This is a genomic window from Luteimonas sp. MC1828, assembly GCF_016461615.1.
Taxonomy (GTDB): Bacteria; Pseudomonadota; Gammaproteobacteria; order Xanthomonadales; family Xanthomonadaceae; genus Luteimonas.
In genome coordinates, this window is the sequence record NZ_JAEMNY010000001.1 from 1,898,563 (window position 1) to 1,923,966 (window position 25,404).

At 70.3% G+C, this 25,404-nt stretch carries 25 protein-coding genes; 15 read left to right on the plus strand and 10 right to left on the minus strand.

The window, feature by feature from the left end; genetic code table 11:
• Window position 1: 1 nt before the first annotated feature.
• Window positions 2-538 carry a lipocalin family protein gene (locus JHB91_RS08720; RefSeq protein WP_199472433.1) on the minus strand — a complete coding sequence of 179 codons (537 nt, stop codon included), beginning with the start codon at window positions 536-538 and terminating at the stop codon, window positions 2-4.
• A gap of 171 nt (window positions 539-709) precedes the next feature.
• On the opposite strand from JHB91_RS08720, the gene JHB91_RS08725 reads away from it, so the two are divergent.
• The 6 genes from JHB91_RS08725 to JHB91_RS08750 are packed head-to-tail and all read left to right on the plus strand — an operon-like array spanning window position 710 to window position 6,145.
• The gene (locus JHB91_RS08725) at window positions 710-1,147 is read left to right on the plus strand and encodes a hypothetical protein (protein ID WP_199472434.1); all 438 of its coding nucleotides are present in this window, start codon (window positions 710-712) and stop codon (window positions 1,145-1,147) included.
• Window positions 1,148-1,175: 28 nt separating this feature from the next.
• Window positions 1,176-1,736, plus strand: a complete 561-nt coding sequence (locus tag JHB91_RS08730; protein ID WP_199472435.1) for a GNAT family N-acetyltransferase — start codon at window positions 1,176-1,178, stop codon at window positions 1,734-1,736.
• Between the two features lie 54 nt (window positions 1,737-1,790).
• A complete protein-coding gene (gene betT / locus JHB91_RS08735; protein WP_199472436.1) occupies window positions 1,791-4,055 on the plus strand; it encodes a choline BCCT transporter BetT in 2,265 nt (754 codons plus the stop codon).
• Window positions 4,056-4,071: 16 nt separating this feature from the next.
• Complete coding sequence (locus JHB91_RS08740) at window positions 4,072-4,485, plus strand: VOC family protein (protein WP_199472437.1); 414 nt, start codon at window positions 4,072-4,074, stop codon at window positions 4,483-4,485.
• Window positions 4,482-5,618, plus strand: a complete 1,137-nt coding sequence (locus tag JHB91_RS08745) for a zinc-binding dehydrogenase (protein WP_199472438.1) — start codon at window positions 4,482-4,484, stop codon at window positions 5,616-5,618. The genes JHB91_RS08740 and JHB91_RS08745 overlap by 4 nt, the downstream gene beginning before the upstream one ends.
• A gap of 14 nt (window positions 5,619-5,632) precedes the next feature.
• The gene (locus JHB91_RS08750) at window positions 5,633-6,145 is read left to right on the plus strand and encodes a nuclear transport factor 2 family protein (RefSeq protein ID WP_199472439.1); all 513 of its coding nucleotides are present in this window, start codon (window positions 5,633-5,635) and stop codon (window positions 6,143-6,145) included.
• 58 nt (window positions 6,146-6,203) lie between these two features.
• On the opposite strand, the gene JHB91_RS08755 is transcribed toward JHB91_RS08750, so the two are convergent.
• A complete protein-coding gene (locus JHB91_RS08755; RefSeq protein ID WP_199472440.1) occupies window positions 6,204-9,080 on the minus strand; it encodes a TonB-dependent receptor in 2,877 nt (958 codons plus the stop codon).
• Between the two features lie 115 nt (window positions 9,081-9,195).
• Window positions 9,196-9,996, minus strand: a complete 801-nt coding sequence (locus JHB91_RS08760; RefSeq protein ID WP_343225074.1) for a sulfite exporter TauE/SafE family protein — start codon at window positions 9,994-9,996, stop codon at window positions 9,196-9,198.
• Window positions 9,997-10,044: 48 nt separating this feature from the next.
• On the opposite strand from JHB91_RS08760, the gene JHB91_RS08765 reads away from it, so the two are divergent.
• Window positions 10,045-12,003, plus strand: coding sequence for a lytic transglycosylase domain-containing protein (locus JHB91_RS08765; RefSeq protein WP_199472441.1), 1,959 nt, complete (start codon window positions 10,045-10,047; stop codon window positions 12,001-12,003).
• Window positions 12,003-13,238, plus strand: a complete 1,236-nt coding sequence (locus tag JHB91_RS08770) for a multifunctional CCA addition/repair protein (RefSeq protein ID WP_199472442.1) — start codon at window positions 12,003-12,005, stop codon at window positions 13,236-13,238. Before JHB91_RS08765 ends, JHB91_RS08770 begins: the two co-directional genes overlap by 1 nt.
• Window positions 13,239-13,247: 9 nt before the next feature.
• Here JHB91_RS08770 and JHB91_RS08775 read toward each other — a convergent pair whose 3' ends face one another.
• Window positions 13,248-13,655 carry a VanZ family protein gene (locus JHB91_RS08775; RefSeq protein WP_199375134.1) on the minus strand — a complete coding sequence of 136 codons (408 nt, stop codon included), beginning with the start codon at window positions 13,653-13,655 and terminating at the stop codon, window positions 13,248-13,250.
• A 5-nt stretch (window positions 13,656-13,660) separates the two neighbouring features.
• Complete coding sequence (locus JHB91_RS08780) at window positions 13,661-14,908, minus strand: SAM-dependent methyltransferase (protein WP_199472708.1); 1,248 nt, start codon at window positions 14,906-14,908, stop codon at window positions 13,661-13,663.
• A gap of 58 nt (window positions 14,909-14,966) precedes the next feature.
• Here JHB91_RS08780 and JHB91_RS08785 point away from each other — a divergent pair, with 58 nt between their 5' ends.
• On the plus strand, window positions 14,967-15,710 hold the full coding sequence (locus JHB91_RS08785; protein ID WP_199472443.1) for a pteridine reductase: 744 nt from the start codon (window positions 14,967-14,969) through the stop codon (window positions 15,708-15,710).
• A 20-nt stretch (window positions 15,711-15,730) separates the two neighbouring features.
• Here JHB91_RS08785 and JHB91_RS08790 read toward each other — a convergent pair whose 3' ends face one another.
• From JHB91_RS08790 to tsaD, 5 genes are all read right to left on the minus strand, one after another.
• Window positions 15,731-16,564: a DUF6159 family protein gene (locus JHB91_RS08790; RefSeq protein WP_199472444.1), complete on the minus strand. Its 834-nt coding sequence runs from the start codon at window positions 16,562-16,564 to the stop codon at window positions 15,731-15,733.
• Between the two features lie 65 nt (window positions 16,565-16,629).
• Window positions 16,630-17,166, minus strand: coding sequence for a 2-amino-4-hydroxy-6-hydroxymethyldihydropteridine diphosphokinase (gene folK / locus JHB91_RS08795; RefSeq protein ID WP_199472445.1), 537 nt, complete (start codon window positions 17,164-17,166; stop codon window positions 16,630-16,632).
• Window positions 17,163-18,437, minus strand: a complete 1,275-nt coding sequence (locus JHB91_RS08800) for a mechanosensitive ion channel domain-containing protein (RefSeq protein WP_199472446.1) — start codon at window positions 18,435-18,437, stop codon at window positions 17,163-17,165. Before JHB91_RS08800 ends, folK begins: the two co-directional genes overlap by 4 nt.
• Before the next feature lie 23 nt (window positions 18,438-18,460).
• Window positions 18,461-18,814, minus strand: a complete 354-nt coding sequence (gene folB / locus JHB91_RS08805; protein ID WP_199374726.1) for a dihydroneopterin aldolase — start codon at window positions 18,812-18,814, stop codon at window positions 18,461-18,463.
• A gap of 8 nt (window positions 18,815-18,822) precedes the next feature.
• Entirely contained in the window at window positions 18,823-19,848 is a 1,026-nt protein-coding gene (gene tsaD, locus JHB91_RS08810; RefSeq protein WP_199472447.1) for a tRNA (adenosine(37)-N6)-threonylcarbamoyltransferase complex transferase subunit TsaD, read from the minus strand.
• Window positions 19,849-19,956: 108 nt separating this feature from the next.
• On the opposite strand from tsaD, the gene rpsU reads away from it, so the two are divergent.
• The 6 genes from rpsU to JHB91_RS08840 all read left to right on the plus strand — a co-directional run bounded on the left by rpsU (window position 19,957) and on the right by JHB91_RS08840 (window position 25,331).
• Window positions 19,957-20,172 (plus strand): 30S ribosomal protein S21, encoded by a 216-nt coding sequence (gene rpsU / locus JHB91_RS08815; protein WP_182823286.1) that lies wholly within the window; start codon window positions 19,957-19,959, stop codon window positions 20,170-20,172.
• Between the two features lie 111 nt (window positions 20,173-20,283).
• The gene (locus tag JHB91_RS08820; RefSeq protein ID WP_199374724.1) at window positions 20,284-20,730 is read left to right on the plus strand and encodes a GatB/YqeY domain-containing protein; all 447 of its coding nucleotides are present in this window, start codon (window positions 20,284-20,286) and stop codon (window positions 20,728-20,730) included.
• 62 nt (window positions 20,731-20,792) lie between these two features.
• Window positions 20,793-21,758 carry a YihY/virulence factor BrkB family protein gene (locus JHB91_RS08825; RefSeq protein WP_199472448.1) on the plus strand — a complete coding sequence of 322 codons (966 nt, stop codon included), beginning with the start codon at window positions 20,793-20,795 and terminating at the stop codon, window positions 21,756-21,758.
• Between the two features lie 28 nt (window positions 21,759-21,786).
• Complete coding sequence (gene dnaG / locus JHB91_RS08830; RefSeq protein WP_199374720.1) at window positions 21,787-23,526, plus strand: DNA primase; 1,740 nt, start codon at window positions 21,787-21,789, stop codon at window positions 23,524-23,526.
• 121 nt (window positions 23,527-23,647) lie between these two features.
• The gene (locus JHB91_RS08835; RefSeq protein ID WP_199472449.1) at window positions 23,648-24,898 is read left to right on the plus strand and encodes a DNA/RNA non-specific endonuclease; all 1,251 of its coding nucleotides are present in this window, start codon (window positions 23,648-23,650) and stop codon (window positions 24,896-24,898) included.
• Window positions 24,899-24,914: 16 nt separating this feature from the next.
• Entirely contained in the window at window positions 24,915-25,331 is a 417-nt protein-coding gene (locus tag JHB91_RS08840; RefSeq protein WP_199472450.1) for a hypothetical protein, read from the plus strand.
• Window positions 25,332-25,404 lie beyond the last annotated feature (73 nt).

A 25,404-nucleotide genomic window follows, 5' to 3' on the forward strand; every position in this document is an offset into this window, starting at 1 on the left:
CTCAGCGCTGTTCGGTGCGGATCAGGCGCGACGTGTCGTAGCCGAGCGCCTCGGCCTTGGCGACCAGCGTATCCATGTCGTCCTGTGCAATGGCCTTGTCGCGCGTGAGGAACCACAGATACTTTCGGTCGGGTGTGCCGACGATGGCCCACCGGTAGTCCGCGTCCAGGCCGATGATCCAGTAATCGCCCCACACCGCCGGCAGGAACGACAGGAACGCCGGCGCAAACCGTACCTCGAGCTTCGAGGTACTGCCGCCCACCTTCCTGGCGATGCCCCGCGCCTCGGTGCGCTTGCCCTTGGCGTCGTCGCACTGGTTGACGACGTCGATGCGCCCGTCGTCGCGCAGGGTGTACTCGGCCGTGGTGTTGGCGACGCAGTTGCGCTGGAAGAACAGCGGCAGGTGTGCCTGCTCGTACCAGGTGCCGGCGTAGCGCGGCAGGTCGACCGAGGGCACGGCCTGGACGGCCTGCGCGCGTGCCGTGCCGGGAACGATTGCCAGGAGCAGCAGCGCGGTGACGATGGCGGTCGATCGCATGTGGCTGGAGCCTTTTCGATGAATTTCCGCGTGAGATCGCACATGGGCCGTGTCGGGGGCATGAAGTGCCGGCGAAGGCGGTTCGCTACCGGCTCGGACTTGCGCTTTAATCCCGGCTGCTCGCCACCCGGTACTTCCGGGTCGCATCACCCTACCCAAGGGAACACCGCCATGCGCAAGGCACTTCACCTCATCGCGGCAACCATCGTCGGCCTCATCGTCGGCAGCGTCGTGAACATGGGCCTGATCAACCTGGGCGCCAGCGTCATGCCGATGCCCGGCGGTGCCGATACCACCACCGTCGAGGGGCTCAAGGCGTCGCTCCCGCTGTTCGAGCCGCGGCACTTCACCTTCCCGTTCCTGGCCCATGCGCTGGGTACGTTGGCGGGCGCCATCGTCGCCACCTTGCTTGCACCCGGCCGCACGTCGGGCCCGGCGTGGGTGGTGGGCGTGGCGTTCCTGGTGGGTGGCATCGCGAGCGTGGTGATGCTGCCGGCACCGGTGTGGTTCAGCGCGCTCGACCTGCTGCTGGCGTACCTGCCGATGGCGTGGCTGGGGCATCGCCTGGTGGCCGCGATGTTCCCGGGTCGGCGCCGCGCCGCGGTTTGATCCGCACGCTCCGCTCCGGCCGGTTGGCATGACTGATCCCCTGCCTCGTCTTGCAGGCGGCGCGATGCTGCGCCGGCTGGCGCCGTCGGACCTCGCCGCGTTCCAGGCCTATCGCCATGACGCGGAGCTCGGCCGCTACCAGGGCTGGGCGCCGGTGCCGGACGATGACGCCCGCGAGTTCCTGCGCCACATGGGCGCGGCGGAGCTGCTGCGGCCCGGCACCTGGTGCCAGATCGGCATCGCGCAGGCTGTAGACGCGGCACTGATCGGCGACATCGGCCTGTTGCTGTCCAGTGACGCCACGACGCTGGAGATCGGATTCACGCTGCGCCGCGAGGCGCAGGGCCAGGGGCTTGCGACTTTGGCAGTCGCCGAGGCGATCGCGATGGTCTTCGAACACACGCCCGCCCAACGCGTGATCGGGATCGCCGACGTGCGCAACCTGGCGTCGATCCGCCTGCTCGAACGCGTGGGCATGGCGAAGATCGAAACGCGCACCGTGATCTCCGCCGGCGAGCCGTGCACCGAACACGTCTACGCCATCGGCAGGCACCCTATTCACACAGATACATCCTCTCCGTCTTCATGATCGCGGTGCCGGCTGGCTGCGGGAGGCTGCGGAAGCTGGCCACGGAGCGCGTCCATGCCGACCGAGCCACCCGGGAACGAACCCTCCTCCGACGCCAGCCGTCCAGGCACGCCGCCACCTGATGCGCAGGCGCACAAGACACCTCCTCCGCTCGAGCGCAGCCGCTTCGGCGGCACCGGGCGGCGGCCGGTTCGCCCGGACGACGACGACGCGCCGGTATCGCGCAGCGACCTCAGCAAGGGGCCGCAGGAGCTGCTGGAAACCAGCGCGGCCAGCATCAACTGGCAGGTGCTGCTGATCTCGTCGGCGGTGATCCTCGCCTTCTCGGCCTGGGCGATCCTGGTGCCGGCACACGCGCGCACCTCGATGCTGGCCGCCGTCAACTGGATCGCGTCCAGCCTCGGCTGGTACTACGTGGTCACGATGACGCTGGTGATCGGCTTCGTGCTGTGGGTGGCGTTTTCCAAGGAGGGCGACGTGCGGCTCGGCCCCGATCATTCGCGGCCGCAGTACAAGCTCGGCACCTGGGTGGCGATGCTGTTTGCCGCGGGCGTCGGCATCGACATGCTGTTCTATTCGGTGACCGGGCCGGTGGTGCAGTACCTGTATCCGCCTTCCGGTGACGGCTCTTCGGCCGCCGCGATGCAGGATGCGGTGGTCTGGACGATGTTCCATTACGGCGTTGCCGGCTGGGCCATGTACGCGCTGCTCGGCATGGCCATGGGTTACTTCTCTTACCGCTGGGGCATGCCGCTGTCGATCCGCGCGGCGCTGTATCCGCTGCTCGGCAAGCGCGTGCGCGGCCCGCTGGGCGACGGCATCAGCATCATCGCTCTGGTCGGCACGGTGATGGGCGTGGCCACGTCGATGGGCATCGGCGTGGTGCTGCTGAATGTCGGATTTTCGCTGCTGTTCGGCCTGGAGCAGGGCCTGGCGCTGCAGATCGCGCTGGTGGTCGGCGCGGTGGTGCTGACCATCGCCGCCACCACGTCGGGCGTGGACCGCGGCATACGCGTGATCTCCGAGCTGAACCTGTGGAGCGCGCTGGCGATGATGGTGTACATCCTGGTCACCGGGCAGACGGCGTTCCTGTTGAACGCGCTGGTGGAGAACATCGGCCGGTTCATCCTGACCTTCCCGGCGCGCACGCTGCAGACCTTCGCCTACGAACCCGGCGGCGCCGACTGGATGGGCGGCTGGACGCTGTTCTTCTGGGCGTTCTGGCTGGCGTGGGGGCCGTTCGTGGGCGTGTTCCTGGCGCGCATCTCGCGCGGGCGCACGCTGCGCGAGTTCGTGATCGCGGCGATCACCGCGCCGGTGCTGTGCGACTTCATCATCGTTTCGCTGTTCGGAAACTCTGCGCTGTACCAGGTGCTGCAGGGCAATACGGAGTTCGCCGCACTGGCCGTCGCCAGCCCGGAGCAGGGCTGGTATGCACTGCTGCAGATGTTTCCCGGGCCGATGTTCCTCGTCGGCCTGGCCACGCTGTCGGGACTGCTGTTCTATCTGACCAGCGCCAACTCCGGCGCGATGGTGATGTCGAACTTCTCCGCCTCCATCCCGGACCCCTCGCACGACGGCCCGAAGTGGCTGCGCATCTTCTGGGCCGTGCTCACCGCGGTGCTCACGGTAGCGATGCTGCTGGCCGGCGGCGTGACCACGATGGAGTACGCGACGCTGATCTTCGCCCTGCCGGTGACGATCATCGCGTACCTGGTGATGGCGTCGTTCCACAAGGTGCTGCGCATGGAGCGCGCCGAGCGCGAGGGCCAGGTGCTGCGCCGGCCCTCGATGGCGTCGACCGGCGGCCACGTGCCGGAACGCTCGTGGAAGCAGCGGCTGGAACAGATGCGCGCCTTCCCGTCGCTGCGGCAGGTCGCGCAGTTCCTCGAGCGCACGGTGCGCCCCGCACTCGACGACGTCGCCGCGGAGTTCGAGAAGCAGGGCTACCAGGTCGGGCGAAGCGCGGTGACCAACACGCATGGCATCGAGGAGCCGGTGCTGCGGGTGTCGATGGATGAGTTCCGCGACTTCCACTACCAGGCTGCCATAGTCGAAGCGCCGGTGCCGATGTTCGGCGGCCGCATGTCGCGCGAGACCGACGTCTACTACCGGCTCGAGGTGTTCACGCAGACCGGGTCCGGCGGCTACGATCTGATGGGTCTGACGAAACAGCAGGTGATCGACGACGTGCTCGAGCGCTACGAAGCGCACCTCGCGTTCCTCACCTTCTCGTCTGAGACTGCTACCGCATCGGTGTTGACGCCGTCGATCCTGCCCAGGGACCAGGCGCCCGCGGCTCCGGACGACCCGCAATGATCCACAGGAGATGACGATGGCAAGGGTGACCGGAATCGGCGGTGTGTTCTTCAAGGGCAGGGGCGACGGCAAGGCGCTGGCCGCGTGGTATCGGCAGCACCTGGGCATGGCGCTCGAGGATTTTGGCGGCGCGGTGCTGCGCTGGCCGGATGACAAGGCCGACGATCTCGGCCTGACTGTCTGGCACGTGGCCGACCACGACAGCAAATGGTTCAGCCCGAGCGACTCGGCCTTCATGATCAACTACCGCGTCGACGACCTGGACGGGCTGCTCGCGCAGCTGCAGGCGGACGGCATCACGATTGTCGGTGGCCCCGAGACGCACGAGAACGGCAAGTTCGCCTGGATCATGGATCCGGATGGCAACAAGGTCGAGCTCTGGGAGCCGAAGCTCTGGGCCGCCAGGGACGAGAGCGGGCCGCCGCAATGAGGCCCGACGACACGGCACTGCACGGGCTTGAGCTGCGCTCGCTGGCGACCAGCGAAGGCCAGCTGCGCGTGAGCCTGGAAGACGTCACGCTGGACGAGCCGGGCGCGGATGAGCTGGTGGTGCGGGTGGAAGCCGCGCCCATCAATCCCTCCGACCTCGGGTTGCTGATTGGTCCTGCCGACATGGCGACCGCGCGCAGCGAAGGCACGCCGGAGCATCCGGTGGTGGTGGCCGACATCCCGCGGCAGCGCCTCGGTGCGATCAAGACCCGCCTGGACCAGTCGCTGGCGGTGGGCAACGAGGGCGCCGGAACCGTGGTCAGGGCCGGCGGCAACGTGCAGCATTTCCTCGGCCGCAAGGTCGGGATGCTCGGTGGCGGCATGTACGCGCAGCTGCGCAAGCTGCCGGCACGCGATTGCATCCTGCTGCCGGAAGGCGCCGCCGCCGCCGATGGCGCATCGATGTTCGTCAATCCGCTGACCGCGCTCGGCTTCACCGAGACCATGAAGGCCGAGGGCCACAGCGCGATCGTGCATACCGCTGCGGCCTCGAACCTCGGCCAGATGCTCAACAGGATCTGCCTGAAGGACGGCATTCCGCTGGTCAACATCGTGCGCAGCCCGGCGCAGGCGGAGCTCCTGCGCGCAATCGGCGCGCAGCACATCGTCGACAGCACCTCGCCAGACTTCCAGACGGAGCTCACGCAGGCCATCCGCGAGACCGGCGCCACCATCGCCTTCGACGCGATCGGCGGAGGCACGCTGGCAGGGCAGATCCTGCAGGCGATGGAAGCGTGCGCTGGTCGCAGCGGCACCGGCTACAGCCCTTATGGCTCCAACGCGCCGAAGCAGGTCTACATCTACGGCAGCCTGGACATGGGGCCGACGGTGCTCAACCGCAGTTTCGGATTCACCTGGAGCGTTGGCGGCTGGCTGCTGTTCCCGTTCCTGCAGAGGGCGGGGCGCGACGTCGTGGAGCGGATGCGCCAGCGGGTGGTGGACGAGCTCACCACCACCTTCGCCAGCCGCTACACGCGCACCATCAGCCTGCGTGACGCGCTGCAGCTGGACATCCTGCGCGAATACGAGCGCAAGGCGACCGGCGAGAAGTACCTGATCGATCCTTCCCTGTAGCAAAGGAGCACGGCATGCAGACCGATACGCTGCGTCGCGGTCATCCGCTGGCGGCGAGGCGCGCGTTTTCCGCCCTGCTCGCCAGCCTCCTCATGGCGTCCGCGCCAGCGGTCGCGCAGCAACGCCAGGCCGACGCGGCCCTGGAGCGCGAGGTACGCGCGCTCGACCTGGCGCACGCCGAAGCGATCTTCAAGGGCGATGCACAGGCGCTGGATCGCCTCATGGCCGACGACATCACCGTCAACCATCCGACCACGCGCATCGTCAACGAGAAGCAGGAGCTGCTGGCGCTGATCGGCAAGGGCGTGATCCGCTACTCGCGCTTCGAGCGACGCCCGGAGAAATTCCTGTTCTACGACGACATGGTCGTGGTGATGGGCGACGAGACCGTGGTGCCCGCGGCGGGCGCGCCCAACGCGGGCAAGGTGCTGCGGCGGCGCTATACGAATGCGTGGATGCAGTCGGATGGACAGTGGAAGCTTGCGTTCCGGCACGCCAACAATGTGTGCGTGCCGTGCGGTGAGTAGCCGCGGGTGCTGAAGGACAGCGGGCCAGCCGGCACGCATGCCGGCTGGCCCTGCCGCATCAGAAGTCCACGCCCAGGCGCGCGTACCAGAACCGCCCCGGCAAGTCGTAAGTGGCCGCGTCATAGCCGTTGAGCGAGCAGCTCAGGCAGATCGGCGGGTCCTTGTCGGTGACGTTGTTGACGCCGAGCACCACGCGCATGCCGCGCAGCCAGGCGTCGCTGTTCCACGACAGCTGCAGGTCGTGGTAGGTGGTGGCGCTGAGGTGGTTGATGTCGTTGTCGCTGTCGTCGCAGATCGGGAACCCGTTGGCGCCGCCGCAGGATTCCGTCAGCTCGCTGATGTAGCGCATCGCCCATGTCGCCGCCCACGGCCCGCGGCTCCATTCGCTGGTCAGGCTGGACGTCCACTCGGGGATGGCGCTGTTGTTGAGTTCGACGCCGGGTGCGCGCGGCTCGGCCTGGCCGGACTCGTTGACCAGCTCGTAGTGCCCCACCTTCGTGGCCTTGGCGTCGAAGCGCAGCTGGCCCCAGCCCTGCTCCGGCAGCAGCCAGCCGACGCTGAAATCCCAGCCGTCGGTCTTGATGGTGCCGAGGTTGTCGAGGATGTCGTCGAAGCGCACGATCTGGCCGCGCGCGCTGCGCTCGTATGAGGCGCAGGCGACGGGATCGACCTCGAACACGCAGCGCTCGAGGATGGACTGCGCGTCCGGCGCCTGGATGGCGTCCTCGATGGTGTGCTTGTAGAAGGTCACGCCAAGGTCCAGGCGTTCCGACCACGTGGTATTGGCCGCCAGCGACGGGCTCCACACCGCGCCCAGCATCACGCTGCGGCTGGTTTCCGGCTGCAGGGCGGCGTTGCCCGAGGTCACCACCGAGATCTGCGGGTTGGTTTGCTCGTAGTCCGCCGGCACGCCCTGCGCCACGCATTCCGGCGTGACGGCATTGGCGGCACCGGAGCAGGGATCGACCAGGGTGGCGTCGAAGCGCGACAGCGTGCCGTAGAGCTCGCCGATCGACGGCGCGCGGAAGCCCTGCGCGAACGAACCACGGAACACCAGCTCATCGACCAGCTGCCAGCGCAGCCCGAGCTTGCCGGTGCTCTCGCCGCCGAAGGTCGAGTAGTCGGAATAGCGGCCGGCGATGCTCAGGTCGAGCGACTTGCCGAACGCGGTGTCCTTCATCAGCGGCACGGCGAATTCGAGATAAACCTCGTTGACGTTGTAGTCGCCCGACGTGGCGCCCGACGGCACGCCGTTGTATTCGCCGGCGACGGTGATCGGGTCGGGCTGGTAGCTGCCTTCGTACTTGCGGTATTCGTAGCCCGCCGCGAACGCCAGCGGGCCGGCGGGCATGTCCAGCAGCGCGCCGGTGACGTTGGCCGAAGCGAGGCTCAGCGTGTTCTCGCTGCGGTCGCGCACCACCGGCTGGATGAAGGCCAGCATGGCCGGGGTGATCGTGCCTTCGCCGCCGAAGATGTTGAGCGGCACGCAGCCGCTGATCGCGGCGCAGGCCGCGGGATCGCCCAGCGCTTCGTTGATGCGCCGCAGGTTGTAGCTGCCGGTGTTGGTCTGGTCGGCCTGGCTCTCGCTGCGCACCAGGTTCACATCCCAGTTCCAGGCGCGTGCGCCTACGTTGAACGTGCCTTCAAGCCCCGTGGCCACGTACCAGGTCTCGACATCCTGCTCGTAGCGACGCGGCCCGCCCTCCACCGGCCGGCGGCCGAGCAGGAACAGGTTGGCGTCCTCGCCCACCGTGGTCAGGTCGAACCCGAAGGGGTTGTACGGATTGAGCGCGGAAATAACCAGCGTGCGTTCGGCGAAGTCGTTGTAGACGCCCGCGTCGGTGCCGAGGAACAGCGGCTCGGGCGCGGCCTGGTTGGCGGACGTGCGTTCGTTGTACAGCGCGCGCACGTAGCCGCTGATTTCAGGCGTGAACTCGAAGCGCGCCTGGCCGAATACGGTCTTGCGCTCCGACGGCGTCAGCAGCAGGTTGTAGGGCGCGAAGTTGAAGCGGTCGGCGGTGGTGAAGCAGTGGTAGTCGTCGGTGCGCACGCAACCGGTCTGCGTGGGGTCGAACACCGGGTCGGTGATGCCGGTGTTGGGCGTGATGCTGTAGTTCGCGCCGGTGTTCGGGTCTTGGAACACGAAGCGGCCCTGCGGCGTGGCCGAGCTGCCGTTGGAGAGACCCGTCCCTGGCACCGGCAGGCTGGCCGGGCCGTATTCGGACGAGGCGATCTCGTCCTGGCGGAAGTACGAGGCGCCAAGGAACCACTGCAGGCGCTCGCTGGCGCCGCCGAACGACACGTCGGCGCCCCAGGTGTCGCCGCCGTAATGGTCGCGTGTGCCGTAGTGCACTTCGACGCTGCCGCCTTCGGCGCCACGGCGGGTGATGATGTTGACCACGCCGGCGATCGCGTCCGAGCCGTAGATCGATGAAGCGCCGTCTTCCAGCACTTCGATCCGGTCCACCAGTGCCAGCGGAATGGTGTTGAGGTCCACCGCCGAGCCCACGCCCGAGCCGGACGATTCATTGACCCAGCGGATGCCGTCCACCAGCACCAGCACGCGCTTGGGGCCGAGATGGCGCAGGTCGACCGTGGCCGCACCCGCACCGACGCCGCCGCCATCGGGCGGGAAGCCGAAGTTGCCGCTGGAATTGAACTTGGTATTGAGCCCGGCGCCGCTGGCGCTCAGGTTCTGCACGATGTCGGACACCGACTTGTAGCCGCTGCGATCGATGTCCTCGCGGGTCAGGACCTGCACCGGAACATGCGTCTCCAGCTCGGCCTGCTTGATGCGCGAGCCGGTGACGGTGACGGTGTCGAGGGTGGTGGCCGGGTCCCGCGCGTCCTGCGCGAGGACGAGGCCGGGGATGGCAAACAGCAGCAGCGCTGACTGGATCGCAACCGAAAGCGTACGCGGGGCAGGCATGGCCATGGAACTCTCCTCGGAGGGATAGTGCCGACGTTGCCCCCCGGCCGTTCGACGGCCTCTTGTAAACAAAACGTAAAACCGCCGCAAGTCCCCTGGGGTTTACCCGGGCTGCGGCTGCCTACAGCACCAGGCTGAGGCCCACGGCCACCAGGAACGCCGCGAAGATCCGCCGCAGCGCCGGCCCGCTGATGGCGTGCGCGATGCGCGTGCCGAACGGTGCCGCGATGATCGAGGTCAGCGCTACGCCGATTGCCGCCGGCAGGTACACATAGCCCACCGCGCCCTGCGGCAACGCGGCACCCTGCGGCGCATTCAGCGCATAGCCCAGCGCGCTGCCGACGGCGATGGCGAACCCGCAGGCCGACGAGGTGCCCACCGCGCGCACCGCGCGCACGCCGCGCCAGACCAGCAGCGGCACGGTCATGCTGCCGCCACCGATGCCGACCACCGCCGACAGCGCGCCGATGCCGAGCCCCGCGGTGGTCATGGCCGGCCCCCTCGGCACCACGCCTGCTGCGCCGGCATCGTCGCCGCGGGCGCGGCCAAAGGCCATCTGCGCGCCGGCCAGCAGGCAGTACCCCGCCACGATCCAGCGCAGCACGTCGCCCTCCAGGCTGACGGCGAAGCGGCTGCCGAGCCAGCCACCGATCAGCAGCCCGGGCACCATCCAGTACACGGTCGGCCACAGCACGCCGCCACGGCGATGGTGCGAGTACGCCGACGACAGCGACGTCATCACGATGCTGGCCATCGAACTCGCAAGCGCCGCATGCATCGCGAGGTCCGCCGGGACGCCCTGCAAGGGCAGCAGCCAGGCCAGCGCGGCGACCAGCACCAGGCCACCGCCGATACCCAGCAGGCCGGCCATGACGCCGGCCACGATGCCCAGCAACGGGAAGATCCACAGGCCCTCGATCACGCGCGCGACGCCAAGAGTCGTACAGAAACCATCCGCTATAGTCCCGCCATGCCAGACAACAAGACGCCCATCGTACTGGTCGCCGCGCTTTTGCTGGTGGCAGCGACCACCGCGTGCGCCCAGGCGCAGCCCGATGACGACCTCGCACGGCGCGCGCTCTCCGCGGCCGAAATCGGCCTGCCCGCGCCTACGCCCGCGCTGCGCAACGACCATCCGCTGCAGGGCTGGATCGACTACGCACGCCTGCGCCGCGACATCGACACGCTGCCGGCCACGCAGGCGCAGGCGTTCGTCCAGCGCCAGGCCGGACAGCCGGTGGAGCTGGCGTTCCGCGAGGCATGGCTTGCATCGCTGGCCAAGCGCGGCGACTGGTCCGGATTCCGTGCGGCGTGGTCGCCGCGCATCGCGTCGACCGCGTTGCGCTGCCACGAACTCGAGGCACGCGCGCAGACCGGTGCCGTGGACGCGAAGTGGACGAGCGAGGTGCAGGCGCTGTGGCGCGGCGCGGAGAAGTCGCTGCCCGACGCCTGCGATGCGCCGATTGCCGCGCTGGAACGCAGCGGCGGGCTGGCGCCGGCGCTGCGCTGGGAGCGCATCGACAAGGCCATCGCCGCCGGCCAGCCGGGCGTGGTGCGCGCCGCGGCGCGCGGATTCGCCGGCGACGAACGCGCGCTGGCCGAGGCCTACGCCGCCTACCTCGACAAGGCCGGTGACCGCGCACTGGCGTGGCAGCCGACCGCGCGCAGCCGGCTGGTGGCATCGCACGGACTGGCGCGGCTTGCCAAGACCGACCCCGGCGCGGCCGAAGCGCTGCTGCCGCGCGTCGCGCGTGCGCTGGCCTTCGGCGATGCGGAACGCAACCGCGTGCTGTACGAGATCGCGCTGTGGACCGTGGCCTCGTACGACCCGGGCGCGACGCGCCGCCTGGCCGCGGTGCCCGAGGCCGCGTACGACGCACGCCTGCACGAATGGCGCGTGCGAGAGGCGATGGCGCGTTCGGACTGGCGTGCCGCGTTGGCGGGCATCGCGCGCATGGGCGACGCGCAGCGCCAGGACTCGCGCTGGAGCTACTTCGCCGCGCGCCTGCGCGAACTCACCGGCGACCGCGCCGGCGCGCAGCCGCTGTATGCCGCCGCCGCGCGCACGCCTGAATTCCACGGCTTCCTGGCCGCCGACCGCGGCAAGCTTCCGTATGCGTTGTGTCCGCTCGAGCACGCGTCCACGCCGGCGGCGAAGGCGGCCGTCGCCGCCAACCCGTCGCTGCGTCGCGCGATGGCGCTGTACCGCATCGAACGCGCGGCGTGGGCGGAGCGCGAATGGCGCGCCGCACTGGCGGGCTTCAATGACGACCAGCGCCGGCTCGCGGTGGAGATTGCGCAGGACAACGGCTGGTTCGACCGCGGCGTGTTCGGCCTGGTCAACGCCGGCGGCGAGCGCAAGCCGGACGAACTGCGCCTGTACGCGCTGCGCTTCCCGCTGCACCACGACGCGCTGATCCGCGCCGAGTCCGCGCGCAACAACCTCGACGCCGCGTGGGTGGCGGCGGAGATCCGCGCGGAGAGTGTGTTCAATCCCAAGGCGCGTTCCGGCGCCAACGCGCGCGGCCTGATGCAGGTCCTGCCGGAGACCGCGGCAAGCGTGGCCGCGCGCCTCGGCATGCCCTGGTCCGGTGCGGAGAGCCTGTACGACCCGGCCACCAACATCCGCATCGGCACCGTCTACCTGCGCGAGATGAAGGACAAGTACGCGCTGCCGTACGTGGCGATCGCCGCCTACAACGCCGGACCCACACCCACCGCGCGCTGGCAGTCGCAGCGCCCGGGCATGGACGCGGACTTCTGGATCGAGACGATCACCTACAAGGAAACCCGCGACTACGTGGCGCGCGTGCTCGCCTTCAGCGTGATCTACGACTGGCGCCTGGACGGCAAGGCGGTCGCGGTCAGCGACCGCATGCATGGCCGCAGCGGCGGCGCGCGCAAGCCGTTCGCCTGCCCCGCGGCCTGATGGAGACCTGGCTGGTCGGCGGTGCGGTGCGTGACCGGCTGCTCGGCCTGCCGCCGGGTGACCGTGACTTCGTCGTGGTGGGCTCCACGCCCGACGCGATGCTCGCGGCCGGCTTCAAGGCCGTGGGCCGTGATTTCCCGGTGTTCCTGCACCCGCGCACCGGCGAGGAGCACGCGCTGGCGCGCACCGAGCGCAAGTCCGCGCGCGGGCACCGCGGCTTCGTGGTGGACGCGCATCCTTCGGTGACGCTGGAGGAGGACCTCGGCCGCCGCGACTTCAGCATCAATGCGATCGCCGAAGGCACCGATGGCCGACTGGTGGATCCGTATGGCGGGCAGCGCGACATTGCCGCGCGCGTGCTGCGCCACGTGGGCCCCGCATTCGCCGAGGATCCGCTGCGCGTGCTGCGCGCGGCGCGCTTCATGGCGCGCTTCGCGTCGCTCGGCTTCCGCATCGCCGACGACACCATGGCGCTGATGCGCGACATGGTGGCTGGCGGCGAGCTGGCGGAGCTGGTGCCCGAACGGGTCTGGCAGGAACTGACGCGCGCGCTGCGCTCCGCCACGCCGTCGGCGTTCCTGCGCACATTGCGCGACTGCGGCGCACTGGCCGCGGTGCTGCCCGAAGTCGACGCGCTGTACGGCGTGCCGCAGCGCGCCGAATACCACCCCGAGATCGACACCGGCGTGCACGTCGAGATGGTCTGCGACATGGCCGCGCGGCTGGCGCCGGGCGACGACGAAGTGGGCTTTGCCGCGCTGGTGCACGACCTGGGCAAGGCGCTCACGCCCGAGGCCAAGCTCCCGGCGCACGTGATGCACGAACAGCGCGGCCTCGAGCCGGTGCGCACGCTGTGTGCGCACCTGCGCGTGCCGGCCGCTCACCGCGACCTGGCACTGATCGCCTGCCGCGAGCACCTCAACGTGCACCGCCTGGCGGAGCTGCGCGACCCCACCGTGCACGACCTGCTGGCGCGCTGCGACGGCTTCCGCAAGCCCGACCGCATCCGCCGCCTGGCGACCGTGTGCGAAGCCGACAAGCGCGGCCGCGGTGGCGCGGCGGAGGACGCCTATCCGCAGGCCGCGGAGCTGGTGCGGCTGCGCGATGCGGCGGCCGCGATCACCGGCGCCCACGTGGCGGCCAAGGACCTTGATGGCCCGGCCTTCGGCGCGGCGCTCCGCGAAGCGCGGATCGCGGCGATCACCGCGGCGCGCACGCTGCGCGCCAAGGCCTGACGCGCGCCGTCAGGCGTTCGCGCGCCCGCGCGTGTCCCAGCGCAGCAGCACGTCCTTCATCGGCGTGAGGCGCGTCAGCAGGCCGGCCATCACGCCCAGCGTGTTGGCCAGCGCGTCCCAGCGGTCGGCGATGCGGGTGCCGGTCAGCACTTCCTGGCCGTGCTCGAGGCCGATGCCGAGCAGCACCAGCCCGAGGCCCGCGCCGAACAGCGCCGGCCAGCGCGCGAACAGCTGCACGGCGCTGGCAGCGAGTGCGAAATAGGCGATGAAGTGGTGCAGCTTGTCGCTGCCCGGCGCGTCCGGCAGGTCCGCCGCAGGCAGCAGCGAGAACACCACCACCACCGCAATCGCCAGGCACCACAGCGTGGTCCACGCCAGCGGATGGGCCAGCGGCTTGAGCGAACGTCCGAAACGGATCCGGCTCACAGGCGGAAGCTCAGGTCGCCGGCCAGGAACGCGGCCTCGAACGCCACGCCGTGTTCGAAGCCCATCGCCTGGAAGCGCTCGCCCATCGCGCCGGGCATGGTCAGCTGCTGCACCTGCTGGCGCAGCGAGAAGCGCGCACGGTCGCTGGGTGCATTCGCTTCGTGCGCGGCCAGGCGCTGCTCAAGACCGTTGCCAAGCAGGAACGCCGCCTGCGAGCAGTAGCCCGCGAACTCGAAGCCGGCGCCGGTGCCGGCCTCGGCCAGCGCGGTGAAATCCACCGAGGCGGTGATGTCCTGCAGGCCGACGCGCGCGAACACGTCCTGCACCACGTGGTGGCGATAGAACGCGCGCAGCGTGCCGTCGGGGCGGTTGTCGGCGTAGTACTCGCGACGCGGGTGGCCGTAGTCGATGAACAGCATGGCGCCGGCCTGCATGGCGCCCATCACCGCCTGGATCCAGTACGGCAGCTGCGGCAGCAGTTCGGAGCGGTAGCCATCGCGGAACGCGCCGTCGCCGCGCTGGTGCTCGACGTGGCGCACTGCCGCGGTCATCAACGCATCGGCCGGCACTTCGACCAGGCGAAAACCGCCATCGGATGCGCTGGCCACGCCTTCTTCCATGACCTCGCCGTTGCGGATCACGAAGCGCGGCGTGGGCAGCGCGTCGATCACCTCGTTGGCGAACAGCACGCCCTGCCACGACTCCTCGCGCGGACGGTCCAGCCATTCCACGCGCGCGAACAGGTCTGCCGGGAGGCGCTGCTGCAGGCGCGTGCGCTGGCGCTCGCGCAGGTCGGCGCTGGGCTCGAGGATCGCGTAGCGCGCGGGCAACGCGTCCAGCGCGGCGAGGTGGCCGAGCGCGACCTCGGCGAACGCGCCGCTGCCGCCGCCGATTTCGACGAAGTCGGCGCCTTCGCCCAGCTGGCGCAGCACCGGCGCCAGCGCCTCGATCACGCATTCGGCGAACAGCGGGCCGAGCTCCGGCGCGGTGACGAAATCGCCGGCGCGGCCGAACTTGGTGCTGCCGGCGCTGTAGTAGCCCAGGCCGGGCGCGTACAGCGCCAGCTCCATGAAGCGCGAAAACGGCACGGCACCGCCCGATGCGGCGATGTCGGCGTGGATGGCAGCGCGCAGGCGATCGCTGTGCGCCTGCGCATCGGGGTCTGGCGGGGGGATGGGCATGGGGGATTCCGCTGCGGACATGCACAGGATACGGAACTGTCCGCGCCCGAGGGACAGCGCCAGCTGAAGGCGCACCGTGCGCAACGCGCTATCGTGGTCACCCCGCCGCCCGGAGCCTTGCATGGCCGGACAACGCCCCGTCGCCCTCGTCACCGGCGCCGCGCGCCGCCTCGGCGCGGCCATCGCGCGCCGCCTGCATGCCGACGGCCATGACCTCGCGCTGCACTGGCGCAGTTCCGGCGACGATGCGCGCGCGCTGGCCGCCGAGCTTGAAACCGCGCGCCCCGACAGCGTGCTGCTGCTGCAGGCCGATCTGGCCGAGTTCGATCGCCTGCCGGAACTGGTGGCGCGCACCATCGGGCGCTTCGGCCGCCTGGACGCGCTGATCAACAACGCCTCCGCGTTCAGCCCCACCGCGGTCGGCAGCACCACGCCGGCGCAGTGGGACGAGCTGTTCGCATCCAACGCGCGCGCGCCGTTCTTCCTGGCCCAGGCCGCGGCCCCGCACCTGGCCTTGCGCGGTGGCGCGATCGTCAACATGGTCGACGTGTACGCCGAGCGCCCGCTGCGCGGCCACGCGGTGTATTCGATGGCAAAGGCGGCGCTGGTGATGGCGACCCGTGCATTGGCGCTGGAGCTCGCGCCGAAGGTCCGCGTGAACGCGATCGCCCCCGGCGCGATCCTGTGGCCCGATGACGGCGAACCCGACACCGTGCGCCAGCGCGCGCTGCTGGCTCGCACGCCGCTGGCGCGCACCGGCACCCCGGAAGAAGTCGCCGAGGCGGTGCACTGGCTGATCGCCCATGCCGGCTACACCACCGGCCAGGTGCTGCGCCTGGACGGCGGCCGCCTGCTCGAGGACTGAGCGGCGGCCGCGCCCGGCGTTCAGCGCTTCGGCGCGAACACCGTGGCCAGCTGCGTGCCCTGGAAGGCGGCCGGCGTTTCGTGCGCCACCGCATAGCGGTACAGCACCGCGGAATAGATGCCGGTCAACGCGGCCTGGTAGATCCCCAGCACGATCACGCCGACCGCGCAGATCACGCCCACCGCCACGGCGAGCACCACCGACGCCTGCGCGGCCAGCACCACCAGCCCCACCGACAGCAGCACGGCACCGGTGGTCAGCAGCCCGAACGCGGCACCGATGCCGACCTGGCCCACGGCGTTCTCGCCCCAGGTGCGCTTGAGCAGCGCCAGGCTGTCCTTGAGCGCGTCGATCGGGCCGACATCGCGGCTGACCAGCACCGGCACCACCAGGAACGCGGCCAAGGTCCACGCCGCGCCCAGGCCGCTGCCGAGCAGCCGCACCAGGAAATTGTTCTCCTGGTTCTTCATGCCCTGCAGCAGCACGCCGACGGTCGCGGCGATCGCCGCGTAGCCGAAGATCGCGCCCAGCCGGCCGCGCGCCGCCGCGAAGCCGTCGGCCAGCGTCGGATCGCCGCCGTCGAGGCGGATCATCGCCGCGCCGACCAGCGCGCAGTTGAAGAAGATCACCACGCTGTACATGCAGAAGTAGAAGGCGAAGCCGCCAATGACCGCGCCGATGCCGAAGCCGCCGCTGAACATGCGCAGCGCGAGCGCAGGCACCAGGAACGTCGCCAGCACCACCAGCGTGGCCAGGCCGGACAGGATCGGGAACAGCATGAGCTCCTTGTCGGAGCGCAGCACTGCCGCGCTTGCCTTCACCATCTCCCAGCTGCGCGAAACCTTCTCGAACATCGCCCCATCCTCCGCTACCGGCGCCGACCGCGGCCGGCGGCCGCGGCGTCGAACGCCATGTGCTGCTAGACCGCGGCAGCCGGCGGAGTGTGACCATCCCCGGCCGCAGCCTGCAATGCCGGCAGCGCCACCGCGTGCATTGCCACGCCGCGCTCCGGCGACTCCGCCCACAGCGCCGCCAGCGTCCGCCGCGACACCGGCTCCACGACCTCCGGCGCGATCTCCGCCAGCGGCCGCAGCACGAACGCATGGCGCAGTTCGCCGCGCGGGAGGCGCAGGTTGCCGGGCCCGCTGCACACCAGGTCGTCGAACAGCACGATGTCGATGTCGAGCGTGCGGTTGCCGTAGCGCGGGCCGCTGCGGTCGCGGCCGTGGGCATCCTCGAGCGCATGCAGCCAGAGGTTGAGCGCGTGCACGTCGAGGTCGGAGTCGATCACGGCCGCGGCGTTGACAAAATCGGGGCCGTCGAAGCCGATCGCCGGCGTGCGGTAGGCCGCCGAGGCGAGGATGTCGCCGAAGCGCGCGCGCAGCGCCGCGAACGCAAGCGCGACGTGACGCTCGGGATCGACGTTGCTGCCCAGGCTCAGGCAGGCGCGGCTCATGCGCGTTCGTCCGCGACGGGTGGCGGCGCGGCATGCAGGCGCACGTCGACCGGCGCATCGCTGTGCGCCTGGAACACGCGCAGGCCGAACTCCGGGAGGATCGCCAGCAGGTGGTCGAAGATGTCGGCCTGGATGCCTTCGTAGACCGCCCAGCGCACGTCGTTGCTGAAGCAGTAGATCTCCAGCGGCAGGCCGGCATCGGTCGGCTGCAGCTGGCGCACCATCAGCGACATCTCCTGGTGCACGCCCGGGTGGTTGCGCAGGTACTGGTCGACGTAGGCGCGGAACGTGCCGAGGTTGGTGACGCGGCGGCGGTTGACCGGCTCGGCGCCGTGGCCGGCCAGCTTGTCGTTCCAGTCGCGGATCTCGCTGGACTTGCCGTCGAGATAGGCATCCAGCAGGCGGAAGCGGCGGAAGCGCGCCACCTCGTCCGGTTCCAGGAAGCGCGTGCTGTGCTGGTCCAGGTAGATCGCGCGCTTGATGCGGCGCCCGCCGGACTCGCTCATTCCGCGCCAGTTCTTGAACGAGTCGCTGATCAGCTTCTTGGTCGGGATGGTGGTGATGGTCTTGTCGAAGTTCTGCACGGTGACCGTGTGCAGGGCGATGTCGATGACATCGCCGTCGGCATTCTGGCTGGGCATCTCGATCCAGTCGCCGATGCGCACCCGGCCGTCGCCGCTGATCTGCAGGCTGGCGGCGAACGACAGGATGGTGTCCTGGAAGATCAGCATCAGCACCGCGCTGGCCGCGCCCAGGCCGGTCAGCACGTGCAGCAGCTTGACCCCGGCGAGGATGGCGATGGCCGACAGCACCGCAAGCGCGAACAGCACGATCTTGGCGACCTGCAGGTAGCCCTTGATGGGCTTGTCGCGCGCGTCGGGTCGGCGCTCGTAGATCTCGTTGGCGTGGTCGAACGCGTGGCCGATGGCCAGCACCACGGTGAACACGATGAACACGTTGCACAGGTTGCGCACGAACAGCGCGATCTCGACCGGCAGGCCCGGCACCAGCGTGACGCCGGCGGCGATCACCAGCGCAGGCACCACGTTGGCCAGCCGCGGCACGACGCGCAGGCGGATGCCCGGACTGGCGGCATCGCCGCGTACCGCGGGCAGCATGCCCAGCACGCGCCGCACGCCGCGCAGCAGCACCTTCTTCGTGACCAGGTTGGCCAGCCATGCCAGCAACAGCAGCGCGGCCAGCATCACCAGCGTGTAGGCCCAGGGCCAGGGGGACAGCGCGTCCTGCAGCGCCTGCAGCATGTCTTGCATGTCGGATCCGGTTGCGGGGGAAATCAGCCGCGCGTGCGCTCGATGCACACGCCCACCGCGCGCGCACCGCGCACCGCGCCCGGCTTGCTGAGCTTCAAGCGTAGCCAGTCGACCTTGAACTCTTCGAGCACGATTTCCGCGCAGCGCTCGGCCAGCGTCTCCACCAGGCCGAAGCCGGACTGCGAGACGTACTCCACCAGGCGCACGCTCACCGCCTTGTAGTTGAGCGTGTCGGCGATGTCGTCGCTGGCGGCGGGCACGCGGTTGTCGAAGCCCATCTCCAGGTCGAACACCAGCGTCTGGCGGATCCGCCGCTCCCAGTCGTAGATGCCGATCAGCGCCTCGATCTCGAGGCCCTCGATGAACACCTTGTCCATGGCGGCACTCACAGGGCAGGCAGCCCGGCCATGTCCCAGCGCGGCACGACGTGCACGGCGGCGGGCTCGCGCTGCCCGGCCTCGAGGCGCAGCGCGCCGGCGAAGGCGATCATCGCGCCGTTGTCGGTGCACAGCTCGGGGCGCGGATAGCAGGCACGGCCGCCGCGCTTCGCTGCCATGGCCTGCAGGCGCGCGCGCAGGCGCTTGTTGGCGCCCACGCCGCCCGCCACCACCAGCACGTCGCAGCCGGCGTCATCCAGCGCGCGTTCGCACTTGATGGCCAGCGTATCGACCACCGCGTCCTCGAAACCGCGCGCGATGTCGGCGCGGGTGGCGTCGCTCTGGTCGCTGTTGCGCCAGGCCAGCATCACCTGCGTCTTCAGGCCGCTGAAACTGAAATCCAGCCCGGGCCGGTCGGTCATCGGCCGCGAGAAGCGGAACCTCCCCGGCGTGCCCTGCTCGGCCAGCCGCGCCAGCTCCGGCCCACCGGGATACGGCAGGCCCATCAGCTTGGCGGTCTTGTCGAAGGCCTCGCCGGCGGCGTCGTCCAGGGTCTCGCCGAGCAGGCGGTACTCCCCGATCGCCTCCACCGCGACCAGCTGGGTATGGCCGCCGGACACCAGCAGGGCCACGAACGGGGGCGCCGGGGGGTCGTCTTCCATCAAGGGCGCCAGCAGGTGGCCTTCCATGTGGTGCACGCCGACCGCCGGGAGCTCGAGCGCCCAGGCGAGTGAACGCGCCACCCCGGCGCCGACCAGCAGCGCGCCGACCAGGCCGGGACCGGCCGTGTAGGCCACGCCGTCGAGGTCGCCCACGCCCAGGCCGGCCTCGGCGAGGGTCTGGCGCACCAGCGGCAGCAGCTTGCGCACGTGGTCGCGGCTGGCCAGCTCCGGCACCACCCCGCCATACTCGGCGTGCAGGGCGATCTGGCTGTAGACGGCGTGGGCGAGCAGCCCGGCCGATCCCGCCCGCGCCGTGTCGTACACGGCCACGCCGGTTTCGTCGCAGCTGGTTTCGATTCCGAGGACTTTCATGGGCTTGCGGGCTCCTGGCCGGGGCCATTTGCGTGCACCCGAACCTTGCCGCTATCATACGCGGCTCGCCGGACGGAATCCGGTGTTCAGACATCCCAGAGATCCCATATGCCCAGCGTCAAAGTCCGCGAAAACGAGCCTTTCGAGTTTGCCCTCCGCCGCTTCAAGCGCACCTGCGAAAAGGCCGGCGTGCTTGCCGAGACCCGCAAGCGCGAGTTCTACGAGAAGCCGACGCAGGAACGCAAGCGCAAGGCCGCGGCTGCCGTGAAGCGCCAGTCGCGCCGTACCTCGCGCGACGTCACCAAGCGCCAGCGCCTGTACTGAGCCCGGTCCTGCCGGCGCGTCACGCGCCCGGCGACCGACTGCGGCACCACTGAAGCCGGCACGCGCAAGCGTAGCCGGCTTCACGTGTTCCCCGAACCGGAGAAACCAACGATGAGCCTCAAGCAGCGCCTCACCGACGACATGAAGACGGCCATGAAGGCCGGCGACAAGGCCAACCTGGGCGTGATCCGCCTGATGCTCGCCGCGATCAAGCAGCGCGAGGTCGACGAGCGCGTCGAGCTCGACGACGCCAGCGTGCTCGCCACGCTCGAGAAGATGCTCAAGCAGCGCAAGGACTCGGTGTCGCAGTTCGAAGCCGCCAGCCGCGAGGACCTGGCCGCCATCGAACGCGCCGAGATCGAGGTGATCCAGCGCTACCTGCCGGAGAAGCTGGGCGAGGCCGAGGTGATCTTCGAGATCGACGCCGCCATTTCCGAATCCGGCGCCGCGGGCCCGGCCGACATGGGCAAGGTGATGGGCCTGCTCAAGCCGCGCCTGGCCGGCAAGGCCGACATGGGCCAGGTCTCGGCGCTGCTCAAGGGCCGCCTGGCCGGCTGAGCCACACCGCGGTCGCCGGCCACGGCGACATCGCGTGCACGGCGCCTGCCTATGCTGGCGCCATGCCCCGATTCATCACGTCACGCCTCAAATCCCGTTTCGAGCGCCTGCAGCAATCGCTGCCCTACGCCATCGCGCAGCGCTTCGTCGAGATCGACATCCTCACCCACGCGGCGTCGCTGACGTTCTTCGCGCTGCTGTCGCTGGCGCCGCTGCTGGTGCTGCTGCTGTGGCTGACCGCGTCGCTGTATCCGGCGGCGCAGAACGCGCTGCTCGTGCAGATCCAGGGCATCGCCGGCAGCGGCGCCGGCGAGGTCGCCAGTACCGTGCTCGAGAACGCGCGCACCGAGCCCGATGTCGGATCGCTGGCCGGCATGTGGAGCACGCTGCTGCTGCTGTTTGGCGCCACCGCGGTGTTCGCCCGCCTGCAGGGCACGCTCAACGCGATCTTCCACACCGCCGGCGACAAGCTGCGTGGCGGGCTGCGCGCGTGGCTGCGCAAGCGCGTGTTCTCGTTCGGCGTGGTGATGGCGCTCGGCTTCCTGCTGCTGGTGTCGGCGGCGCTGACCACGGTGCTGGAGATCGCCTTCGGCGGCTCGCCCACCCTGCCCGTGCTCGGCAACCTGGCGGCTTTGGCGCTGTACGCGTTCGCGTTCGCGCTGATGTACCACTACCTGCCCGACCGCCGCGTGCGCTGGCGCCAGGCGCTGCTGGGCGGGCTGCTGACCGCGGTGCTGTTCGTGCTGGGCCGCTGGGGCATCGGCCTGTACATCGCCGAGGCGGCGCCGGGCAGCGCCTACGGCTCAATGGGCACGCTCGTGGTGCTGCTGGTGTGGCTGTACTACGCGGCGGTGGTGTTCTTCGTCGGCGCGATGATCACCGCGGTGATCGACGAGCGCTGGCGCTTCGGCGACGTGCAGCGGCGCCTGGATGAGCGCGCGGCGCGGCGTGGCCTGCCACCCGTGGCGGAGCTGCCATCCACCAGCGCGGCGGCTGGCGCGCGCCAGCCGGAACGCACGGCCGGCTAGCGACGCGCGTGCGATCATGGCGGGAGCCATGGCACGCCTTTCAGACGCTTTCATCGACGACCTGCTCGCCCGGACGGACATCGTCGAGGTGATCGCCGCGCGCGTGCCGCTGAAGCGCCAGGGCCGGGAATATTCCGCGCGCTGTCCGTTCCACGACGAGCGCTCGCCATCGTTCACGGTGTCGCCGACCAAGCAGTTCTACCACTGCTTCGGCTGCGGCGCGCACGGCACCGCGATCTCGTTCCTGATGAACTACGACCGCCTCGAGTTCCTCGACGCGGTGGACGAACTGGCGCGCCGCGCCGGCATCGAGATCCCGCGCGAAACCCGCCAGCACAACGAGAACCCCGACACCCGCGACCTGTTCGCGATCCTCGACGAGGCCGCGCGCTTCTTCCGCGGCGAACTGGCCGGCAACGCCGAGGCCAGCGCCTACCTCGACCGCCGCGGCGTGGATGCCGAGGTGCGCGAGCAGTTCGCGATCGGCCATGCACCGGCCGGCTTCTCGGCGCTGAAGGACGCGCTGGGCAGCGACCCGCGGCGGCTGTCGCTGCTCGAGCGCGCCGGCCTGCTGTCGAAGAACGAGCGCGGCCACAGCTACGACAAGTTCCGCGACCGGGTGATGTTCCCGATCCACGACCGCCGCGGCCGGGTGATCGCGTTCGGCGGCCGCGTGCTGAAGGCCGACGACTCGCCGAAGTACCTGAACTCGCCGGAGACGCCGCTGTTCCACAAGGGCCGCGAACTGTACGGCCTGTGGCAGGTGCGCCAGGCCAACCAGAAGATCGCGCGGCTGATCGTGGTCGAGGGCTACATGGACGTGGTGGCGCTGTTCCAGCACGGCATCAGCCAGGCGGTGGCCACGCTGGGCACGGCCACCACGCCCGACCATGCCGAGCTGCTGTTCCGCAACGCGCCCGACGTCTACTTCTGTTTCGACGGCGACGCCGCCGGCCGACGCGCCGCCACGCGCGCGATGGAGTCGGTGCTGCCGCGGATGAAGGACGGCCGCCAGGCGTTCTTCCTGTTCCTGCCCGACGGCGAGGATCCGGACACCATCGTGCGCAACGAGGGCGCGGCGGGGTTCGACGCACGGCTGGCGGACGCCACGCCGCTGTCGCAGTTCCTGTTCGACAGCCTGGCCGAGGACGGCATCAACCTCGCCACGCTGGACGGCAAGGCGCGGCTGGCCGAACGCGCCAAGCCGATGCTGGCGCAGCTGCCCGACGGCGCGTTCGCCGACCTGATGCAGCAGCGCCTGACCGAACTCACCGGCGTGGGGGCGCGCAGCAGTGCGCCGCACGTGCACGTGCCCACCCAGCGCGCGCACCGCGCGCCGGCCAGCACCGCGCCGCGCCGCAGCCTGGTGCGCAGCGCCATCGCGCTCCTGCTGCAGAAGCCGGCGCTGGCGCTCGACATCAGCCCGCCGTACCGCTTCGTGGCGCTGCGCCAGCCCGGCGTGCCGCTGCTGACCGAACTGATCGCGATCGTCAGCGCGCGCCCGGACATCGGCACCGGCGCCCTGCTCGCGCAGTTCGAAGGCCGCGAGGAAGCGGCGGCGCTGCAGAAACTCGCCAGCCAGACCCTGCCCGGCGACGAGGCCGGCTGGCACCTCGAGTTCCTCGACGTGATCGCCCAGCTCGACCGCCAGACGCTGCTGCAGCGCACCGACGAGCTGCAGGCCAAGCAGCGCGAGGAAGGCCTGGACGCCGTGGACAAGGCCGAACTGCGCGAGCTGCTGCTGGCGCGCGGCCGCAACGTCGGCTGATCGCGCGCCGCGCGCTGTCCTCCGACGGGCATCGAACGCAGGGGTTTTCCCCAATGGTGGCGCCGGCCCGCGCCGCGTAACGTCGTCGCGACGGTGGACGCCACCGCCTGCGCAGCACGCCATGTCGCTTGAAACCCATCACCTGCTGGTTCCCATGCCGCCGCCGCAGCCCTGGCGCGGCCTGGAAGCATTCCTGTCCGGCGCCCAGGGCGGAAAGCCGGCGACGCTCGATCCGGCCCTGCTCGATGCGGCACCGGGCGAAGTCAGCTTCGACCTCGATGCCGGCAGCGTGCGCATCAGCGACGAGAAGACCGGCCAGCACAGCACCACCTACAGCGCCGACGGCGACATGACCGTGCGCGGCCCGGACGGCGCCACCACCGGCGTGCCGCTGCGCTACGAGGCCAGCCTGCGCAACGCCGACGCCACGCCCGCGGCGATGCAGGCACTCAACCCCTTCGACCCGGCCACCATTCCGCCGCGTGCTCGCATCGAGGTGCATGGCGCCGATTACGCCGGCACCGCGCTCGAGCCTGCCTTCCGCAACCTGGCCGATGCCAATGGCCTCGCCTCCATCGACGACCTGCGGCTGTCGCTGGAGATGACCGAGAAGGGCCAGCTGCGGGTGATGACCGGCTCCGAGCAGCTGTTCGACGCGCCGCGCGACGGTGGCCCCGGCTCCGACGCGCTCGACCGCCAGGACTTCACCCGCCACACCACGATGCTGTCGGACCCGGCCGGCGCCGACCGTGCCGAGTACACCCGCATGCTGCTCACCGGCCAGGTGCCCGGCAGCACCGTGGTCCTGGCCGAGGACGTGGCGCCGGGCGAAGTGCGTGGCACGGTCACCGAAGCCGGATCGGGCGAAGTGAACGACATCACCTGGTCGCTCGATGCCGAGGGCCGGCCCACCGGTGCCGAGGCGGTGCTGACCTGGGAGCCATCCAGCAAGGGCCGCGACTCCGACCGCATCGAGACCAGCGCGCAGAGTCGTTTCCGCACCGACAACGACATGAAGGGCACGCCCGACGACGTCGGCCACGTGTTCGCCTACCGCTTCGCCAACGGCCACGGCGAGGTCAACATGTTCCCGCAGTTCGGCCTGTTCAACCGCGGTGCCTACGCGAAGATGGAACAGGAGTGGAGCGACTGGCTGGGCACCGGCATGGAGGTGCGGATCGACATCGACCTGGTGCGCAACGGCGGGCATCGCCCGGAAGAAGTGCACGTCGACTACGAAGTCATCGATCCGGCCACCGGCACCGTGGTCTACGACCCCGCGCTGATCGCATTCGCCAACGCCGACGGCCAGTCGTTCGACGCCATCGCCGCGAAGCAGATGCCCGGCATCATCGACAGGGCCAATGCCTGACGGCAGACTGCCCCGCATGCACGCAGCCCCCGCGGACCGCAATGAACTGATCGCCCGCATCGGCCGGCTGCTGGTCGCCGACCCGGCGGTCTCCGACGGCCTCTGGCACGGCTACGCACTCATCGTGCGCTACGGCGACGGTGCGATCGCGCGCCGCATCACCGGCTTCCGCTATGCCGCCGACGGCAGCCACCAGGCCGCCACGCCGGGCGGCGACGCGCTCGGCCCCGCCTTCGACGACCTGCGCGATGCCACCCGTGTGCCCGGCAAGGCGCCCTGGGGCGCCTGCGTCCTGCGCCTGTGGCGCGACGGCGGCCGCATGACGGTCGAGTTCGAGTACGACGCGCCGGAGCAGTGGGACATCACGCCGGCCACGCTGGCGCGCGTCGCCCAACAGGCAAAGCCGGACGACGCGGAGGACCGCACCGCTTGACCTGCCGCTGCTCGCCATTGCGCCAGCGCGGACCCGACGATACCGTGCCGTGCAATGGCGCAAGGGGAGTACA

Bases quoted from the DNA above. Each gene is read 5' to 3' on its own strand.
- JHB91_RS08755 (WP_199472440.1), bottom strand. From the start codon at position 9,080: ATGGCCATGCCTGCCCCGCGTACGCTTTCGGTTGCGATCCAGTCAGCG.
- betT (WP_199472436.1), top strand. From the start codon at position 1,791: ATGCCGACCGAGCCACCCGGGAACGAACCCTCCTCCGACGCCAGCCGT.
- JHB91_RS08730 (WP_199472435.1), top strand. From the start codon at position 1,176: ATGACTGATCCCCTGCCTCGTCTTGCAGGCGGCGCGATGCTGCGCCGG.
- JHB91_RS08840 (WP_199472450.1), top strand. From the start codon at position 24,915: ATGCACGCAGCCCCCGCGGACCGCAATGAACTGATCGCCCGCATCGGC.
- JHB91_RS08785 (WP_199472443.1), top strand. From the start codon at position 14,967: ATGGCCGGACAACGCCCCGTCGCCCTCGTCACCGGCGCCGCGCGCCGC.
- JHB91_RS08825 (WP_199472448.1), top strand. From the start codon at position 20,793: ATGCCCCGATTCATCACGTCACGCCTCAAATCCCGTTTCGAGCGCCTG.
- JHB91_RS08765 (WP_199472441.1), top strand. From the start codon at position 10,045: ATGCCAGACAACAAGACGCCCATCGTACTGGTCGCCGCGCTTTTGCTG.
- JHB91_RS08790 (WP_199472444.1), bottom strand. From the start codon at position 16,564: ATGTTCGAGAAGGTTTCGCGCAGCTGGGAGATGGTGAAGGCAAGCGCG.
- JHB91_RS08820 (WP_199374724.1), top strand. From the start codon at position 20,284: ATGAGCCTCAAGCAGCGCCTCACCGACGACATGAAGACGGCCATGAAG.
- JHB91_RS08745 (WP_199472438.1), top strand. From the start codon at position 4,482: ATGAGGCCCGACGACACGGCACTGCACGGGCTTGAGCTGCGCTCGCTG.
- JHB91_RS08835 (WP_199472449.1), top strand. From the start codon at position 23,648: ATGTCGCTTGAAACCCATCACCTGCTGGTTCCCATGCCGCCGCCGCAG.
- JHB91_RS08770 (WP_199472442.1), top strand. From the start codon at position 12,003: ATGGAGACCTGGCTGGTCGGCGGTGCGGTGCGTGACCGGCTGCTCGGC.
- folB (WP_199374726.1), bottom strand. From the start codon at position 18,814: ATGGACAAGGTGTTCATCGAGGGCCTCGAGATCGAGGCGCTGATCGGC.
- JHB91_RS08800 (WP_199472446.1), bottom strand. From the start codon at position 18,437: ATGCAAGACATGCTGCAGGCGCTGCAGGACGCGCTGTCCCCCTGGCCC.
- folK (WP_199472445.1), bottom strand. From the start codon at position 17,166: ATGAGCCGCGCCTGCCTGAGCCTGGGCAGCAACGTCGATCCCGAGCGT.
- dnaG (WP_199374720.1), top strand. From the start codon at position 21,787: ATGGCACGCCTTTCAGACGCTTTCATCGACGACCTGCTCGCCCGGACG.
- JHB91_RS08720 (WP_199472433.1), bottom strand. From the start codon at position 538: ATGCGATCGACCGCCATCGTCACCGCGCTGCTGCTCCTGGCAATCGTT.
- rpsU (WP_182823286.1), top strand. From the start codon at position 19,957: ATGCCCAGCGTCAAAGTCCGCGAAAACGAGCCTTTCGAGTTTGCCCTC.
- JHB91_RS08740 (WP_199472437.1), top strand. From the start codon at position 4,072: ATGGCAAGGGTGACCGGAATCGGCGGTGTGTTCTTCAAGGGCAGGGGC.
- JHB91_RS08725 (WP_199472434.1), top strand. From the start codon at position 710: ATGCGCAAGGCACTTCACCTCATCGCGGCAACCATCGTCGGCCTCATC.
- JHB91_RS08750 (WP_199472439.1), top strand. From the start codon at position 5,633: ATGCAGACCGATACGCTGCGTCGCGGTCATCCGCTGGCGGCGAGGCGC.
- tsaD (WP_199472447.1), bottom strand. From the start codon at position 19,848: ATGAAAGTCCTCGGAATCGAAACCAGCTGCGACGAAACCGGCGTGGCC.